Here is a 17,584-nt window from a genome sequence, read left to right as displayed (position 1 = left end):
TAAATGTAATTAATATTAATGAGTTATCGATATGAGCATGATTCCTAGTATAAAAATTTTAACGAACTCTAGCCTGCTTTTTGATGTTTCTCACTACAGCGAACCACACATACTTGCGACCCAAAAAAAGCTTTGGGCACTCGCCCAACACTGTAAAAACAGCAATGAATTTATCGATTTGGTACCAGCTATGAATTCGTTAACTTTGTATTTAAAGTCCTCAGAAATGCTTAATAAATGGTACAACACCTTAGCTAAGTTATGGGAGGAAGTAGATGATTATCAGTTTGATAGCCAGCACCACCAAATTAATACCTACTACCAAGGTGAAGATTTAGATTACGTAGCTAACTATCATCAACTCACAATTGATGAAGTGATTAACTTACATAGTAAAGAGTTATATCACGTTCTATTTTTAGGCTTTGTTCCCGGTTTCCCTTATTTACATGGGCTCAACTCACGGTTATTCACCCCAAGGCGCGATAACCCGCGAGTGAGTGTACCTAAAGGCGCAATTGCCATTGGAGCAGACCAAACAGGTATCTACCCTGAAGATTCGCCAGGTGGTTGGCATATTATTGCTCACACTGATGCCTGCTTATTTGATTCTAAAGCGGCTAATCCTTGCTTATTTAAACCTGGCGATACCATAGAGTTTGTGCCTGTAAAAGGAGTAAGCAATGATTAAAGTAATCAAGAGCGGTATTCAACTAACAATTCAAGATTTAGGCCGTGTGGGTTTTCGACATTTAGGGGTAAGCCGCTCAGGCAGCCTTGATATCTGTGCGCACATCATTGCAAACCGTTTAATAAATAACACCGACAACGCTGCCGTGCTGGAATTAACCGTGGGTTTATGCGAACTGCAATTTCAGTGTGATACCGTTATTGCCCTTCATGGAGCCGACCTCAAAGCAACCCTTGATGGACACCCGCTTTATCCAGGCTGGAGTTACCCAATAAAAGCAATGCAAACACTTAAATTTGCAACTGGCCGTGGTGGTTCACGAGCCTACATCGCGGTAAAAGGCGGTATTGAATGCCCAGAGGTTATGGGTTCTAAATCTACCGATTTAGGGGCAGCCATTGGCGGCTTTAATGGCCGTGCACTGCAAAGCGGTGATGTGCTAGCCATAAGCCCTTATACTAAACCTTGGTTATGTAATAAGGGCGCCCTTACCCCGCCAAAGCGAAGCATCATCCGTTTACATAAAGGTCCTCATTATGAGCTACTAACACCCGCGTGTATTAATACTTTTTGTGAGGCCTCATTTACTATTAATCCAAATAGTAACCGTATGGGCGTACGCCTAGACCATAAAAATACGGCTATTATGCAACATACACTTTCATTGCCCTCTGTAGCCGTAGCACCTGGGAGCATACAGCTTCCACCTGATGGAAACCCTATTGTATTATTAAATGATGGGCAAACAACGGGGGGTTATCCTTTAATAGCGCATGTGATAGAAGCCGACTTACATCAGTTTGCACAATTTAGAACTGCTGACCCAATCACCTTTGAATTTGTATCACTTGAGCAGGCAAATGCTGCAAAAAATAAGCTCGATGCTCACCTAGCACAACTTAAGCTGAGTTTAAGCCGCTACTGGGATTAATTAATAGTGCACTCACGCTCACTCACTGAGTAACTCGACCGCTATTTATTTACTTTTCTCCTTGCACCTCCTTGGTGCAAGGCAAACTAATTGTTGCAATTTAATTTAACTTTAACGTAATTTTAAATTAAAAATTGCACATTGCATTTTAATCTCCTTGCCAATATCACCACATTGGTGCAACGCCAATTTATTTGGTGCATAAATTATTCTTATTATTTTAAAAAAGCCATGTGACTTAGGTATTTATTTCTGATAAAACAAGGTTAGTCTTTAGCAAACTCGCTATCGTAGGCACTTAATAGGAATGAGGAAAAATTATGTGTTCAATATTCGGCGTACTCGATATTAAATCGGATCCCAGCCAGTTACGCGCTCAGGCAATCGAAATGTCCAAACTGCTTCGCCACCGCGGGCCTGATTGGTCAGGGGTGTATTCATCAGACAAAGCAATTTTAGTGCACGAACGCTTAGCAATAGTTGGCGTATCAAGCGGTGCGCAACCATTATACAACCCAGAAAAAACGCATATTTTAGCGGTAAATGGCGAAATTTATAACCACAAAGAGCTTGCCGCTAATTTAGAAGTCGAGTTTGATTTTCAAACGCAGTCAGATTGTGAAGTTATTTTAGCCTTGTACAAGCAAAAAGGGCCTGCATTTTTAGATGACTTAAATGGTATTTTTGCCTTTTGTTTATATGATGAAGAGCAAGACGCTTACCTAATTGGTCGCGACCACATTGGTATTATTCCACTGTATACAGGCCACGACGAGCATGGCAACTTTTATGTAGCATCAGAGCTAAAAGCGCTTTCACCTATTTGTAAACATATAGAAGAGTTCCCACCTGGGCATTTCCTTTACAGCAAAGACGGTAAATTAACACCGTACTACCAACGTGATTGGCAAAGCTACGATGCAGTTAAAAACAACGATGCCAAGGCAGAAGATGTAAAAGATGCTCTAGAAGCCGCGGTAAAACGCCAACTAATGTGTGACGTACCCTACGGTGTATTACTATCAGGTGGATTAGATTCGTCGGTTATTTCAGCTATTACTCAACATTTTGCCGCAAAACGTATTGAAGACAACGATGAAAGTGATGCTTGGTGGCCTAAACTGCATTCTTTTTCAGTGGGTTTAGAAGGCTCACCCGATTTAGCTGCAGCGCAAAAAGTGGCTGATATGATAGGCACTATTCACCACCCTATTATCTTTACTATTCAACAAGGTATTGATGCTCTTAAAGAAGTGATTTATCACATTGAAACCTACGATGTAACCACTATTCGTGCATCAACCCCTATGTACTTAATGGCACGCCAAATTAAAGCTATGGGCATTAAAATGGTACTTTCAGGTGAAGGTGCCGATGAATTATTTGGTGGTTATTTATATTTTCATAAAGCACCCAATGCACAAGAGTTTCATGAAGAGCTAAACCGTAAAGTATCAAAACTGCATATGTTTGATTGTTTACGTGCTAATAAATCAATGGCTGCTTGGGGGGTTGAAGCACGCGTGCCATTTTTAGATAAAGAATTTGTTGATGTGGCAATGCGCATCAACCCAGAAGCTAAAATGTGTAAAGACGAAAAAATTGAAAAACATATTTTACGTGCTGGTTTCGACGGCTACCTTCCAGATGACGTGTTATGGCGTCAAAAAGAACAATTCTCTGATGGTGTTGGCTACAGCTGGATTGATACTTTAAAAGAGTATGTGAATGAGCAAGTAACGGATCAAGAACTAGCGAATGCTAAATTTAAATACCCAATTAACACGCCAGATTCAAAAGAAGCGTATTTTTACCGCCGTATTTTTGAATCGCACTTCCCGGGCGATGCCTCTGCTAACTGTGTACCACATGGTAAATCAGTAGCATGTTCAACCCCCGAAGCACTGGCGTGGGATGCATCATTTCAAAACAATGCGGATCCATCTGGACGCGCCGCAGGCGTTCACAATGAAGCATATAAAAAATAGTTACCCCCCTATCTACGCTGCAGCTTAAAAACTGCAGCTTTTCTTCGCTGTCTTAGTGAATAATTTCTTGAAATTTTATGGCACTAAGAGAAGTGAATGAAAAAGCTAAGCCATTCAATTTAATCATTTATGTTTAATCACTGTTGTTTGTCACTTCTCTACAAGCGCAGCGTTTCTTTGCCATTTTTGTAAATTAAATCTCAAAGGTGAGATAAACCTTTGACCAATTTAGTTTAAACAGTAAGATTTAGTCGCTTTTTATAAAAACTATTTCAATCTCGCTTTTTCATTAACCTCATGAACAATATCTATCTAACTCATTATCCCAAATCATAAAAACATAGTTAAAATGTCATTAATAAATCATTTAATAAATGAATAGTGATTTTAAAACGCTGACTTAGTTTTTTACGTATTCAATAGCGTTTTTTTAGTTATTTACTTGTCTGATTAGGCCGAATATTCATTCACTTAGCTTTGCATTCAATGCTATATAAGACTATAAAATAATTAGCTGACACATTAGTTATCATTTGTTCAGTTGCCAGATGTGTACAATAAAAAGGCGAAAGCAGCTTAAAGTTTTGCCAAAGTGTTAATTCTTTCGCATTTGATATTTAACTCCCCTATTAGTAAAGGTATGATGGGCAATTAAATTAGTTAGTCTTCTAACTATTCGTGTTATTAGCTTTAGTTATAAATCTAATAAGACGAATACAGTGAACTATAAAAAACTGGCATTTAGCCAGCCTGTTTCATTAACCAATGAGGTATTGCATGAGCGAGAATCATGACAAGTACAGTATTGACAATACAGACTACACCGTAGGTCAAGACAACGTACAAAAGTGGGGGTTTGATATACATAACCCTGTATTCGGGATCAGTGCAGGGTTAATAGCACTTTTTTTAATCGCCGTACTAGTGTCAGATGCCGAAGTAGCTAAAACAACACTAAATGGTGTTAAAAACGATATTATTAATAATTTTGATGGCCTATTTATGTGGGCTGCCAACTTCTTTGTTATTTTTTGTTTAGTTTTAATTTTTTCGCCTTATGGCAATATCCGCTTAGGCGGTGACGATGCTAAACCATCGCATTCTCGTATTTCTTGGCTGGCAATGTTATTTGCTGCAGGTATGGGTATTGGCTTAATGTTCTGGGGGGTTGCTGAACCAGTTGCATACTACACTGGTTGGTATGAAACGCCGCTCAATGTAACAGCTAACACACCAGAAGCCGCGAAAATGGCAATGGGTGCTACTATGTTCCATTGGGGTCTTCACCCTTGGGCAATTTATGCTGTAGTTGCGCTTTCGTTAGCATTTTTTACTTACAATAAAGGCTTACCTCTTTCTATTCGTTCGATTTTTTACCCAATTTTAGGTGATAAAGCGTGGGGGTGGCCTGGTCACATAATTGATATTTTAGCTGTATTAGCAACCTTATTTGGTTTAGCAACGTCACTTGGGTTAGGTGCACAACAAGCCTCTGCCGGTATTAATCATGTATTTGGTTTTGAAGGTGGCGTAGGTTCACAAATTCTGGTTATTACAGGTGTTACATTACTAGCAGTCGTCTCTGTTATTAGAGGCATTGATGGCGGCGTTAAATTACTTAGTAACGTAAATATGCTCATTGCTTTAGTATTACTAGTATTTGTATGTTTAGTTGGTTTTGCGGTCTCTATGGGTAATATCCCTAACACGGTAATGGGGTATGTAGAGAACATTATTCCATTGAGTAACCCACATGGCCGTGAAGATGAAACATGGATGCATGGTTGGACAGTGTTTTATTGGGCTTGGTGGATTTCATGGTCACCGTTTGTAGGTATGTTTATTGCGCGTGTTTCGCGTGGTCGTACAATCCGTGAATTTTTAACCGCGGTATTACTTATTCCAACAGCGGTTACTATCTTATGGATGTCTATCTATGGTGGCATCGCAATTGACCAAGTAGTTAATGGTATTGGTGCTCTTGGGACTGACGGTCTAACAAGTGTCCCTATGGCGATGTTCCAAATGCTTGATGAAATGCCAATGGCGAGTGTACTTTCTTTCATTGCTATTGTATTAGTACTGGTATTCTTTATTACCTCTTCTGATTCAGGGTCGCTTGTAATCGATTCAATCACAGCTGGTGGTAAGATTGATGCGCCAGTACCACAGCGTATCTTTTGGGCTACTGTTGAGGGTGCTATTGCTGCTGCATTACTTTGGATTGGTGGTACTCAAGCGATTGAAGCACTACAAGCGGGGGCTATTTCAACAGGCCTTCCGTTTACCATTGTTTTATTATTGATGTGTGTAAGCTTAATTTTAGGCTTACGAACTGAGCCTCGCCCAGTTAAATAACACAGCACATTAAAAAAACGCCGCAAATTGCGGCGTTTTTTTGTGCTCTATTTTTATCAAAAATGCTTTTATAATTCCAATTCGCTAAAGCCAAATTTCACTCAATGGCGTATCTAATCGATAATGATAACTTAGCTGAGCTTGAAGTAATTCTGCTGTGGCTAAAGCATCGGTTAGTGCATTGTGGTTTTGATACAATGGCAATGAATAACGCTCCCTTGTATCACTTAGCCTAAGCGAGCCTAGTTTGGTATTAAACAGCTTACCTAATAACCCCTGCCGTGCTTTAAGTGCCCGCCTTTCTAAATCCATAGTATCAACTAAGGCAAACTCGATGCCTTCTTTAATTCGAGTAAGTAGCGCGTTATAAAAAAAGTGGCGCTCAATAGCAGCATAATGTACCACCACGACTTTACCTTTTAAGGCATCTAATAAAGGTGCTAAAATTCTATTTAAGTCGGGGGCTTCATCTATTTCTGAGTGAGTAATACCATGGATAACAATCGACTCTTCACTTAAGTGATGACGAGGTTGCACCACCCAATGACGACTCTCTTTGCAGTAAATACGATTTACATTAAAAGGCACTAGTCCCACACTAACAATATCGTCACTATTAGCGTCAAGACCAGTTGTTTCAAAGTCTAACGCCACAAAGGGAACATCTTTAAGCGGCGCAAACTGATTGGTAAATGCCTGCTGATAAAAGTCTTTAAGTAGCGGATTTTGCGCACCTTGTAAAAGCTGCTCGTAACGACGGGGCCAATCTAACGGTGATTTAGCCATCACTTATTTCACCCCTGAATGAGCAGAATAACTAAATTTTAAAAAGCTTTGCGCTTTTTCTAAAATCGCAAAGGCTTCTTTTAAATTGCTTTGTTCAAACGGCGAGAGTAAATGCGGGTCTAAATCATTATCAGGCGCTTCTCCCTGCTCTATTTGCCATGCCTGATGACGAATCCGCACAGTGGCAATATATTCAAATGCATCACGTAAATCTTGCGCTTTGCCTTTAGGCAATAATTTAGCCTCAATAATATCTTCTAAGCGCTCAAACGAATTTTGTTTACGTGAACCGACCGCTAATGCATGAACGCGAACCACATCAGATAGTGGCGCTGTACCACGGCGTTTTAAGTTCATTGACCGTTTATGTTGGCCGTTATGTTCAAGAACAAAACCATTAAAAAAGCCTAATGGCGGCGTTCTGTTGCGGGCATTAGCTGCAAGGTTAGCTAAAAAGCGTTTATTAATTTTGCTTTCTTTGGCCACCAGCGTTTTAAGTTCATCGGCCCACTTTAACTTACCCCATACACCATCTAAGTCAAAAAATATCGAGCTATTAAGTAGTGCTTGCGGTTTGGGCTCGGCCATCCAGCTAGCAAATTTTTCTTTCCATTGGGTACGGGTCATGCGCCATTTTTTAAATGACGCCATAATTTCACCGTCACAATAGGTGTAACCACATTGAGCAAGACCATCACACACAAAGTCTGATAGGTTTTGAAAATACTCATCGTGCAATGCCTCATCGAAGCTATTATCTAAAATAAGTGCATTGTCTTGATCGGTTACAATTAACTGCTCGTCTCGTGCCATTGAGCCCAGCGCAATAAAACAATAAGGAATGGGCGGCTCACCAAACTTTTCTTCAGCTAGCGCTAATAAGCGTTGTTTAAAAGTACGCCCTATTACTGCCATGGCCGTTCCTATCATATGCGAATTAGCATCTTCGTTTACCATACGCACAAAAACATTAGGCAGTTGGCGGGCATAATGAACTAAATCTTCCACTGATTGCTGCGCTAAAATACCCCGCACCAGTAGTAAGCTACTTTGTGACTCATAACGTAAAATATCAGACAGCGATATCACCCCTATTGGCCGTTTTTTATGTACCACAGGCAAGTGATGTAAGTTATCTCTGAGCATGGCTAAAACGGCTTCAAACACATAGGCGTTGCTATCAAGTAGTACTAAACTTGAGGTCATAACCTCTTGCGCAGGCGTATCAAACGTCAGCCCTTGGGCAACAACTTTAGTTCGGATATCTCTATCGGTTATGATCCCGACGACTTGACCGTCATCTTCTTCTGGATCGTCGCTTATTTGTTTTTCTATGTCAGTGACAAGTACTGAAGAGACCGATTCTTGTGTCATTAAAAACGCGACGTCTTGTATGGGGGTTTGCGTAGTAACTGTGACAACATCGCGATGTAGTAATGATTTAACTTTGGCGGTGGTTAAGTCATTGCTGTCAGCTTGCTCTACTATCGCTTGGTGCAAGCGTACATTGCCATCCACTTCGAAAAAGTCAGCAAAGGTTTCGTATTTATCACAGTATTCGTTAAAAATATTAACGTTAATACAATACGTTAAGGTATCTTCAAGCGCACGAGCCGGAAACCGCACTTTGCGGTTCATTAATAAGCCCATTTGGCCAAAAATACCGCCTGTAGCTAAACGGTTATAGAGCTCGCCATTACGACGTGAAATCTCAACAGAGCCACTGCGAATAATATACAAGTCACTAATATCTTGCCCTAAATGTAGAATATCAGTTTCGGCACGAAAGTAAGCAACCTCTATTTGCATTGCTAATTCATTCAGTGCCTCTGTAGGAAGCGTATCAAATGGGGGGTGTTCAACTAAAAACTGGGCTATTTCAACTTGCTCGGCCTGCATAGGGAATCCTTGTGGCGTGAATCTAGTTGAATTGTGAGCCTAATTGGCTATTTTTTCAAAGAAAAATAGCCAATTTAAGTAAATAGTTAGCGATTAATTATCTACTTGCTCTAACTCCTGCGCTAATTGTTTTGACTCATCACCACGAGGGCTGGTAAAACGTGCAAGTCCTAAATAAATCACCGGTGTTAAATAAAGCGTAAACAATACAGCTAAGGCTAAGCCACCAAACACCACCCAGCCAATCGCGTTACGCGCCTCAGCGCCAGCACCTGTAGACATAATCAACGGTAATGCGCCCAATAAAGTAGAGATCAAAGTCATAGTTATAGGACGTAAGCGTACCAGCGCTGCTTGCTCCACCGCTTTACGTACAGCTAAACCCTGATCTCTTAATTGATCAGCAAACTCAACCAATAAAATCGCATTTTTGGCGATTAAACCAATTAACATTACCAGACCAATTTGCGAATAAATATTAAGTGATGTACCGGTTAAATATAGCGCTAAAATTGCGGATGTAATACCAAAAGGGACGGTGATCATTACTACAATGGCGCTATTAACATTTTCAAATTGTGCCGCCAAAACTAAAAACACAATTAAAAAGGCTAACACGTAAGTCATTAGCACTTCATTTGAAGTTTCTTCAAAAGTGAGTGCCTCGCCTTTGAACGCTAAAGTAATACCTGCTGGTAATGATTGCTCAGACACTTGTTTTATTTGCTCTACCAGTGTGGCAATAGTTAAACCTTCGGGTAATTCCATGCTTAATTCTATGGCACGTCGCTGAGCATGGCGCTCAAGCTCCGCAGCAACGCCCTCTTCTGTAATATTTGCCACACTACTGAGTGATACTAATTGATTATCGCGGGCGCTTACATATAAATTTGCTAAATCACTTGGGTCGTTAATGGTTTGATTTTGAGCCTGTAACATAATAGGTATTGATTGATCGCCGATGTTTAAATCAGCTATATCGTCGCCATTAATAGCAGCTCTTAAAGTAATGGCAATATCGCTTAACGATACACCGAGTTCTTCTGCGCGTCGTCTGTCTATATTAACGCGAAGTTGTGGTTGCGATGGTTGATACGATACGCGAACCGGTGCAACTTCAGGTACTGCTTTTTCAAGATCTGCTGAAAACTGCTGGGCAGCCTTAAATATTTCAAGATAATCTTGGCCCAGTAAAGCAACTTCAATACCGCCACCTTGGCCACGTAAATTTAAACTATTAGCGCCTCCTGCGTATGCGGGTGCTCCAGGAATATTCATTAAAGGCTGACGGATTTTATTGATGATTTCTTGTTGACTAAAATTACGTTCATCCCAGTGCTTTAAAGGCACAGTAATGAAGACAATATTAGGATCCCACTGACCAACAACCGTGTAAATAGACTCTATTTCACCGCTTTCGACGAAAGGCAGCAAAGTGTCTTCCATTTTAATGGCTTGCCTGTCCATAAAGTTCAAGCCTACACCATCTGGCCCACGAGCAAATATTCTAATTTTACCGCGATCTTCTGTTGGTAATAGCTCGTTATCTAAGCTCATATACAATGCACCTGAGCCGCCGGCCACTAATAAACAGGCAATAAAAGTAAGCCACGCATGATCGAGAACTTTATGAATTGTTTTGGTATATAAATTAGCAAGTACGTTACCAAACTTAGCAAATGGATGAAAACCGCCTTGCTTAAGCTTTAGCTTAGAGGTAAGTGCCGGCACTAACGATAACGCAACAAAGCTTGATATGATAACTGCACCGGCAAGTACGCCCCCAAACTCTCTAAATAAACGCCCTGCAGTAGAGGGTAAAAAAGCGATGGGGACAAACACAGCTGCTAATACCGCCGTGGTGGCAATAACCGCAAAAAATACTTCACGTGTACCTACTACTGCGGCCGCACGCCGGCCAAGCCCTAATCCTCGCTGGCGTTGAATATTTTCACTCACCACAATCGCATCATCAACGATTAAGCCAGTAGCAAGTACAAGTGCGAGCAAGGTTAAAATATTTATGGAGAAGCCCAATGCCCATATCAGTGCTAATGAGCCTATTAATGCTACCGGAATAGCAAATGCAGGTACTAAGGTTGCACGCCATGAGCCAATAAACACCCATAACGTAATGATCACTAGTAGCACTGTAAGCACTAATGAGTTAATCACTTCATCCACTGAACTTCTAATAAATTGTGCGTCATCTGATGTTAAGGTAAATTCCATCTCAGGAAAGCGTTCACGCATTCCTTCTATCAGCTTTAAAACCTCATCTGATATTTCTATGGTGTTAGATTGCGCTTGGCGGATAATTTCCATACCAATAACGGGTTTACCATTAAGTCTTACCATAGAGCGCGGATCGGCTGGGCCAAAATATACCGCGGCGATATCGCTAATACGGGTATCACCACGAATGATAATATCACCTACTTGATCTGGTGTTACCGAGGTAGCATCAGCACGAACAATAATTTGCTGATCGTTTGATTTTAAACTTCCTGCTGGCACATCAAAGGGAGCTTGCCTGAGCACGTCAGCAACATCGGGAATAGTTAAATTGAAGCTGCTGAGCTTAAGCGGATCGATACGTACTCTAAGCACTCGCTCTCTATCACCGTTTAAGCGCACATCAGCAACACCGGGAATAGTTAAAAACTGTGGCGCTAAATCAACATCAACCCGCTCGGTTAATGCCTCTAAAGAAAAACTCTCACTTGATACGGTGAGTGATACAACCGCCTCAGCATCGTTATCGGCTTTTATGATAGATACACGCTCAACTTCTTCTGGGAGCTCTCTTTGCACTCGCGAAACTGACTCGCGTGTTTCATTAGCGGCATCATCCAGATTAACACCAGGTCTAAATTCAACCACAATACGTGAGCTGCCTTCTTCACTTTGTGCACGAATAGATTTAACTCCACTCACACGGGCAACAGCCCCTTCAAGTTTGCTGGTGACTTCAGTATCGACGGTTTCCGGGGAACCACCTGGAAACGAAGCTGATACCGTAATACGCGGCCTATCTACATCAGGAAGCTCGCGTACTTCTACGCCAGCTATTGCGGCGATACCGGCAATAATAATGAGTAGATTAAGTACCACAATAAGTACAGGGCGGCGAATTGCCATAGACGGCAAGTCTTGCATCATAGGTTGCTGTTTCATGGCTACTCCTGCGAACTAGCGATAGGTGCAGAAAAGCTTAATTCTTGATTGGCTCGCAAGCGCTGAACGCCTTCAACAACTAACGTATTGTTTGGCTGTAATGCCCCTGATACGAGTAAGCGCCCAGCCAAGCGTTGCTCTATTTTTACATCAACCCGGGTAGCTTTGTTATCTACACTCGTCCACACATATGGACCCGTTGCGCCCCACAGTAGTGCTGCTTCAGGAATAGCGGCAAAGCGTTGACCTAATACTTTTATATGTACTCGAAAACTCATACCCGGTAAGAATTGTTGATCTTTGTTATTTAACTTTGCTTTGACTCGTAAGGTGCGAGTTTGTGGGTCTATACGTGAGTCTAAATAGGCTATTTCTGCCTCAACAGGCGCTTGCGATTGCCATGGGAACACGCGTACGCTAGCATTATTTCTGAGCATCGCAATTGCTGATTCAGGCGCGTTAAAATTAATGTATAACTGGCGGGTATCATCGATGCTGGCAATCATTGTTTGTGTTGTTATTCTGTCACCCACTTCAACGTCAGTCAGTCCCATAGTGCCACTAAAAGGGGCTCGAACTTGACGATCTTCTAATTCAGTTTCGGCTTGTATGAGAGTAACTTTTGCAAGCTCTACAATGGTTTTTGCATCGTCTACATCACTTTGTGGCACAGCACCCTTAGCTTGGCTTTGTTTTAAACGTTTTAAAGTTCGCTGACTATCTGCTAATTTTATTTTAGCCTCTTCAAGGGCCGCTTTTTGCCTACGTGAATCTAGCTCAAGTAAAATATCACCTTCTTTAACATTATCGCCAGGTTTAAAATGAACCGCTGCTACTTTATCCCCTACGGCAGGATATAAAATAACAGAATGGATAGCTTCAGCGTTACCAACAGCCTGAACTTGCTGTTGTGCTTGTTCCATAGCGATATTTTCAACGACCACGGTAGCACTAATTACTGGCAAACTAACCGATAAGAATATGGCCGTTATGCCCATTAAGAAATTTTGCGACTTCAAAGCAACACCCTAATTAATTATTATTTCCATTATGTTACGCAGTTTAACACCTCTATGATCAATAAATAGCTTAGTACGACAAATTAGCAAAACAACGCGCTGAAATTAAACATCCAGGTATTTTCTACATATTCTTACACCAGCCTACAAAATCACCACATATTTTATGCGTATTTAACATTAAGATTTAGTCATTAGAGTGAACATACAAAGGAGAGTTTATGAAAAAAAGTATCATTATGGTTTTACTGCTTAGTGGCTGTGCATCACAAGGGGTTGACCGGACAAGTCAAAATCAATTAATTAAACGCTATTATGCATCTGTTAACTCAGAACAAAAAGTGACACTTTCCTCAGAAGTAGGAACGGGAATAGCTGCTGGAGCGGGTTTTGGCTTTGTTGATAGCCTTGATGGCAACACCGAAGAAATGATCGGTGGCGCTATTGTGGGCGGTTTAGTTGGAGGGCTATTTACCGCCTTATTTGAGGGAGGTAATACGGCTTATCAGTATAACTTATACGCTGCTGATGAAGGTGAATTTACCGTTATTCAAAAGAAAAAACTCGATAAAAACACAAAATGTGTTCTTGTTAACTCAGCTAATAAAATTACACTTACGCCGATAGATAATAGTTATTGTATTCGTTGATTAAGCTCAAAGTGAGTATCAAACCTTTAAGCTGCTAAGCTATGTAGCTCGCTATTTATAAATTACTTTTAAATAAAAACCTCAGTGTTTGAAGTGACCCCATAAAGTTGGACTCATTTCTAAGCGGCTGCCAAGGCCTGATTTCGATACTGTATCGGACTCAGGCCTTTTAGTTTCAGTTTAATACGCTCATTGTTGTAATAGTGGATATATTCTTTAATGTTTTCAATAAGATCATTCACGTCTTTAAACGTTTCGTTGTGGTACATCTCACTCTTCAATATGCCGAAGAAGTTCTCAGCAACCGCATTATCTAAACAATTTCCTTTTCTAGACATACTTTGTTGCAATCCTTTTTCCTTAAGGTGATTTTGATATTGTTTGTTTTGATATTGCCACCCTTGATCTGAGTGTACAACTGGCTTTTCATTTGGCTTCAACCTAGCAGTTGCTGTTTTAAGCATGTCAGTTACCAAAGGGAGTGCAACGGATTTTCTGACTTCGTAACTGATTACCTCTTGGTTGAATAGGTCAATCATAGGTGATAGATATACCTTCTCATTATCCACTTTAAACTCCGTCACATCCGTCACCCATTTTTGATTTGGCTTCTGCGCAGTAAACTCGCGGTTAAGCGTATTTTCTGCGATTTTACCCACTTCACCTTTATAGGATTTATAGCGCTTAGGCCTTACTTTTGACTTGAGTCCTAACTCATTCATCAACCGTTGAACGCGCTTATGATTAACAAGTACTCCCATTGCTCTCAGGGCACTCGTAATTCTGCGATAGCCATATCGCCCTTTATGCGCGTGATAAATATCACGTATTTTTACCAGTAAATCATTGCTTGCACAGGGTTGCTTACAAGTAGTGCGATGATAATAGTAAACACTCTTTGGCAGCCCTGTAGCCTTTAAAAGGTGTCGTAAGCTATGCTTTGCCTTGAACTCTTCGACGACTATCGTTTTGTCTTTGCTTTTTTCTTTCTGGCTTGAGCCAAGGCTTCTAACTTTTTTAGCACATCATTCTCAGCTCGTAAGTATGCTAGTTCTTCTCGTAACTCCTCCTCAGTCATTTGCTCTACTAGTTTTGATGAAGAAGAATTATTTGTCATGAATGGCTTACCTTTTCTCTGTGGTTTAAGACGTGATATACCATCACGAGCATAAAGCTTTTGCCATTGAAAAAGAATGCCTGGGGACGATAAATCGAAGAAAGCACTGGTATAACCGAGTGACCAACTGTTTGCTGTCATCGTTTTTAACACTTCAGCCTTAAATGCTAGAGAATAAGGTTTGTGAACAGACCTGAAGCTTTCAGCGCCATGAATTCGATAAATAGCGGTCCAATATCGGACCTGCCTGTCTGTAACATTAAATCTGTTACTTACCGCCGAAGAGCTTTCAGACAAAGCGAGTTCAGCTATTTTGAGCTTGAAAGCTCGGTGATGTTTGGACATAAAAAGACCCCCAGTAATTGGAATGTCCAACTATTGGGGGTCACTTCAGTTTACTGAGGTTTTTTAATGAATAAATAAACGCGTGGTGTTATTTATTTCGTTGTGCGTCTTTTTGCGCTTTTTTTGCTTCTTTACGTTGTTGTAAAGCAGCTTGAGCTTCGTTACCAATATGACCTTCACCGCGTGCTTGTGCCAATTCTATTTGTTTTTGACGCTCAGCAAAACGAGCGCGTTGCTCGTCGGTCACATCATCAATACAGTGATGACACGACACCCCTTCCATATATTCAGGCTTTTGCTTTTCTTCTTCTGTGATAGGCATCCGACATGCATGACACTGATCATATGAGCCTTTTTGTAAGTCATGATTTACCGCGACACGGTTATCAAATACAAAGCACTCGCCTTCCCACATGGTTTCTTCTTTTGGTACTTCTTCTAGGTATTTTAATATGCCGCCTTCAAGGTGGTATACCTCATCAAAGCCCTGCTCTTTCATATAAGCTGTTGATTTTTCGCAGCGAATACCACCAGTACAAAACATAACTACTTTTTTATGCTTTTCTGGGTCGAGATTTTCTTTGGCCCACTGTGGAAATTCGCGGAACGTCTTCGTGTTTGGATCGACTGCGTTTTGAAATGTACCAATTTCAATTTCGTAATCATTTCGGGTATCAACAAGGATAACCTCTGGATCAGAAATTAGGGTATTCCATTCATTCGGCTTAACATAACTGCCCACTACTTTTAATGGGTCTACGCCTTCAACGCCCATAGTTACGATTTCTTTTTTAAGTTTTACTTTAGTGCGGTAAAACGGGCATTCGTCATCATATGATTCTTTAGTAACAATATTGTCTAAATTAGGCTGGGTGTCTAACCACACCAGTAAGTTATCTATGCCTTCACGTTTTGCGGAGACAGTTCCGTTAATTCCTTCTGCGGCAATTAACAAAGTACCTCGCACGTCATTTTGCTCCATTACATTGAGTAAAGGTTGGCGAAGTGCTTCAAAGTTAGGTAAAGAAACAAATTTATATAATGCACACACAACAAAGTGTTCGCTGGTTACATTATCTTTATGGATAGCAGTCATGGTTTTCCTATTTTGCTTTTTAAACCCGCAAGGGGCGTTTACCGAATCGTAAATCCGGCGCATATGGGGCGCGTATTTTACGCTTTTTTTATTTAAATGCAAAAAAATGGATGATAATGCGCTTTTTACTGTTAGCGCAGTGGCTCAGTGGGCTATAATGCGCGGATAAATTTACAAGACTTGCTCATATTGGAGAAATATACATTGCACTTTACTGATCTTGGGATTGATACTCGCCTAGAAACACAATTAGCGCACCAAGGGATCACCCAGCCTACCGATATTCAAGCTCATGCTGTGCCAACGGCACTCGCTGGACATGACATTTTCGCTCAGTCAAAAACTGGGTCAGGCAAAACTTTAGCGTTTTTATTACCTGCTGTGCAGCGAGTAATGAAACAAAAAGCACTCAGTAAACGTGATCCTCGTGTACTTATTGTTGCTCCAACTCGTGAGCTTGCAACCCAAGTGTTCACCCAACTACGATTACTTATTGCCGGTACCAATATTAAGGCAGTTAAAATTCTCGGTGGTGAAAACTTTAACGACCAAATTAAAGCACTGCGCAACGACCCACATTTTGTGGTTGCTACACCAGGGCGTTTAGCCGATCACTTAAAACAACGCTCTTTACAGTTAAGTGGCTTAGAGCTACTTATATTTGATGAAGCTGACCGTATTTTGGATTTAGGTTTCACAGAGCAGCTTAAGTTAATTAATGAACTGGCAGATCACCGATTACGCCAAACCCTATTGTTTTCAGCGACATTAGATCATGCTCAAGTTGATGCCCTTTCGCGTAATTTATTAAAAAAACCAAAACAAATTATGCTCAGTGCAGCCAATGAGCAACACAGTGATATTAAACAAACATTGTATTTAGCCGATCATCTTGATCATAAAGAAGCGCTACTTGAGCATTTCCTTAATCAAGATAATGTAGGGCAATGTATTATATTTACCGCAACACGTGCTGATACCAGTCGCTTAAGCGAGGCATTAAATAGTAAAGGCTTTAAGTCTGTCGCACTAGCCGGGGATTTAACTCAAAGTAAGCGCCTTGATATCATGGATGCGTTTAGTCGTGAGAACTTTAAAATATTAATTACTACTGATGTTGCATCTCGCGGTTTAGATTTACTCAGTGTTACCCATGTTATTAATTTTGATCTACCAAAACATGCTGAAGAATACGTTCACCGTATTGGTCGCACAGGCCGTGCTGGTTTTAAAGGCAACGCGCTATCATTTGTTGGTCCTAAAGATTGGGCAAGCTATTTAGCAATAAAGTCATTTTTAAATGACGAATTGTCGTTTGCGACGGTTGATGGTTTAAAAGCGAAATTTAAGGGCATCAAAGAGAAAAAAGTAACGCCAGTTAAATCAATTAAAAAGATAGTAGCTGATAAAAAACCACAGCAAAAACGCAAAGCGAAACCGAAAAAAACAGTAGCCCCAGTTAAAGCACCACTTAACATCGATGGTGATACCCCTATGCGTCGTAAAAAAAAGCCTGAGCAGGAATAA

General features: G+C 40.7%; 13 protein-coding genes. 6 read left to right on the top strand and 7 right to left on the bottom strand.

The window, feature by feature from the left end; all coding sequences use genetic code 11:
* Positions 1-31: 31 nt before the first annotated feature.
* The 4 genes from pxpB to AC0VZ5_RS07605 all read left to right on the top strand — a co-directional run bounded on the left by pxpB (position 32) and on the right by AC0VZ5_RS07605 (position 5,968).
* The gene (gene pxpB / locus AC0VZ5_RS07620) at positions 32-691 is read left to right on the top strand and encodes a 5-oxoprolinase subunit PxpB (RefSeq protein WP_464708737.1); all 660 of its coding nucleotides are present in this window, start codon (positions 32-34) and stop codon (positions 689-691) included.
* The gene (locus AC0VZ5_RS07615; RefSeq protein WP_475474723.1) at positions 684-1,622 is read left to right on the top strand and encodes a 5-oxoprolinase subunit C family protein; all 939 of its coding nucleotides are present in this window, start codon (positions 684-686) and stop codon (positions 1,620-1,622) included. The genes pxpB and AC0VZ5_RS07615 overlap by 8 nt, the downstream gene beginning before the upstream one ends.
* A 320-nt stretch (positions 1,623-1,942) precedes the next feature.
* Positions 1,943-3,610 carry an asparagine synthase B gene (gene asnB, locus AC0VZ5_RS07610; protein ID WP_198523137.1) on the top strand — a complete coding sequence of 556 codons (1,668 nt, stop codon included), beginning with the start codon at positions 1,943-1,945 and terminating at the stop codon, positions 3,608-3,610.
* Between the two features lie 777 nt (positions 3,611-4,387).
* Entirely contained in the window at positions 4,388-5,968 is a 1,581-nt protein-coding gene (locus AC0VZ5_RS07605) for a BCCT family transporter (protein ID WP_475474722.1), read from the top strand.
* An 84-nt stretch (positions 5,969-6,052) separates the two neighbouring features.
* Here AC0VZ5_RS07605 and AC0VZ5_RS07600 read toward each other — a convergent pair whose 3' ends face one another.
* The 4 genes from AC0VZ5_RS07600 to AC0VZ5_RS07585 form a co-directional block, all read right to left on the bottom strand.
* Complete coding sequence (locus AC0VZ5_RS07600; protein ID WP_475474721.1) at positions 6,053-6,754, bottom strand: 3'-5' exonuclease; 702 nt, start codon at positions 6,752-6,754, stop codon at positions 6,053-6,055.
* A 3-nt stretch (positions 6,755-6,757) separates the two neighbouring features.
* Complete coding sequence (locus AC0VZ5_RS07595; protein WP_475474720.1) at positions 6,758-8,653, bottom strand: DUF294 nucleotidyltransferase-like domain-containing protein; 1,896 nt, start codon at positions 8,651-8,653, stop codon at positions 6,758-6,760.
* Between the two features lie 93 nt (positions 8,654-8,746).
* The gene (locus tag AC0VZ5_RS07590) at positions 8,747-11,830 is read right to left on the bottom strand and encodes an efflux RND transporter permease subunit (protein WP_475474719.1); all 3,084 of its coding nucleotides are present in this window, start codon (positions 11,828-11,830) and stop codon (positions 8,747-8,749) included.
* A gap of 2 nt (positions 11,831-11,832) precedes the next feature.
* Entirely contained in the window at positions 11,833-12,849 is a 1,017-nt protein-coding gene (locus tag AC0VZ5_RS07585) for an efflux RND transporter periplasmic adaptor subunit (RefSeq protein ID WP_442960224.1), read from the bottom strand.
* Positions 12,850-13,070: 221 nt separating this feature from the next.
* Here AC0VZ5_RS07585 and AC0VZ5_RS07580 point away from each other — a divergent pair, with 221 nt between their 5' ends.
* A complete protein-coding gene (locus tag AC0VZ5_RS07580) occupies positions 13,071-13,499 on the top strand; it encodes a hypothetical protein (protein ID WP_464708741.1) in 429 nt (142 codons plus the stop codon).
* 119 nt (positions 13,500-13,618) lie between these two features.
* Here the strand turns inward: AC0VZ5_RS07580 and AC0VZ5_RS07575 are convergent, their stop codons facing one another.
* The 3 genes from AC0VZ5_RS07575 to trhO all read right to left on the bottom strand — a co-directional run bounded on the left by AC0VZ5_RS07575 (position 13,619) and on the right by trhO (position 16,057).
* On the bottom strand, positions 13,619-14,464 hold the full coding sequence (locus AC0VZ5_RS07575) for an IS3 family transposase (protein WP_409425534.1): 846 nt from the start codon (positions 14,462-14,464) through the stop codon (positions 13,619-13,621).
* Positions 14,461-14,961 (bottom strand): transposase, encoded by a 501-nt coding sequence (locus AC0VZ5_RS07570; RefSeq protein ID WP_409423191.1) that lies wholly within the window; start codon positions 14,959-14,961, stop codon positions 14,461-14,463. Before AC0VZ5_RS07570 ends, AC0VZ5_RS07575 begins: the two co-directional genes overlap by 4 nt.
* Positions 14,962-15,049: 88 nt before the next feature.
* Entirely contained in the window at positions 15,050-16,057 is a 1,008-nt protein-coding gene (gene trhO / locus AC0VZ5_RS07565; protein WP_475474718.1) for an oxygen-dependent tRNA uridine(34) hydroxylase TrhO, read from the bottom strand.
* 204 nt (positions 16,058-16,261) lie between these two features.
* Between trhO and AC0VZ5_RS07560 the strand changes: the two genes are divergently transcribed.
* On the top strand, positions 16,262-17,584 hold the full coding sequence (locus tag AC0VZ5_RS07560) for a DEAD/DEAH box helicase (RefSeq protein WP_475474717.1): 1,323 nt from the start codon (positions 16,262-16,264) through the stop codon (positions 17,582-17,584).

Source organism: Pseudoalteromonas sp. QJM3NY_12 (assembly GCF_056173165.1).
Note: the sequence above shows the minus strand (reverse complement) of the source record. Positions and strands in the feature narration are given on the sequence as shown.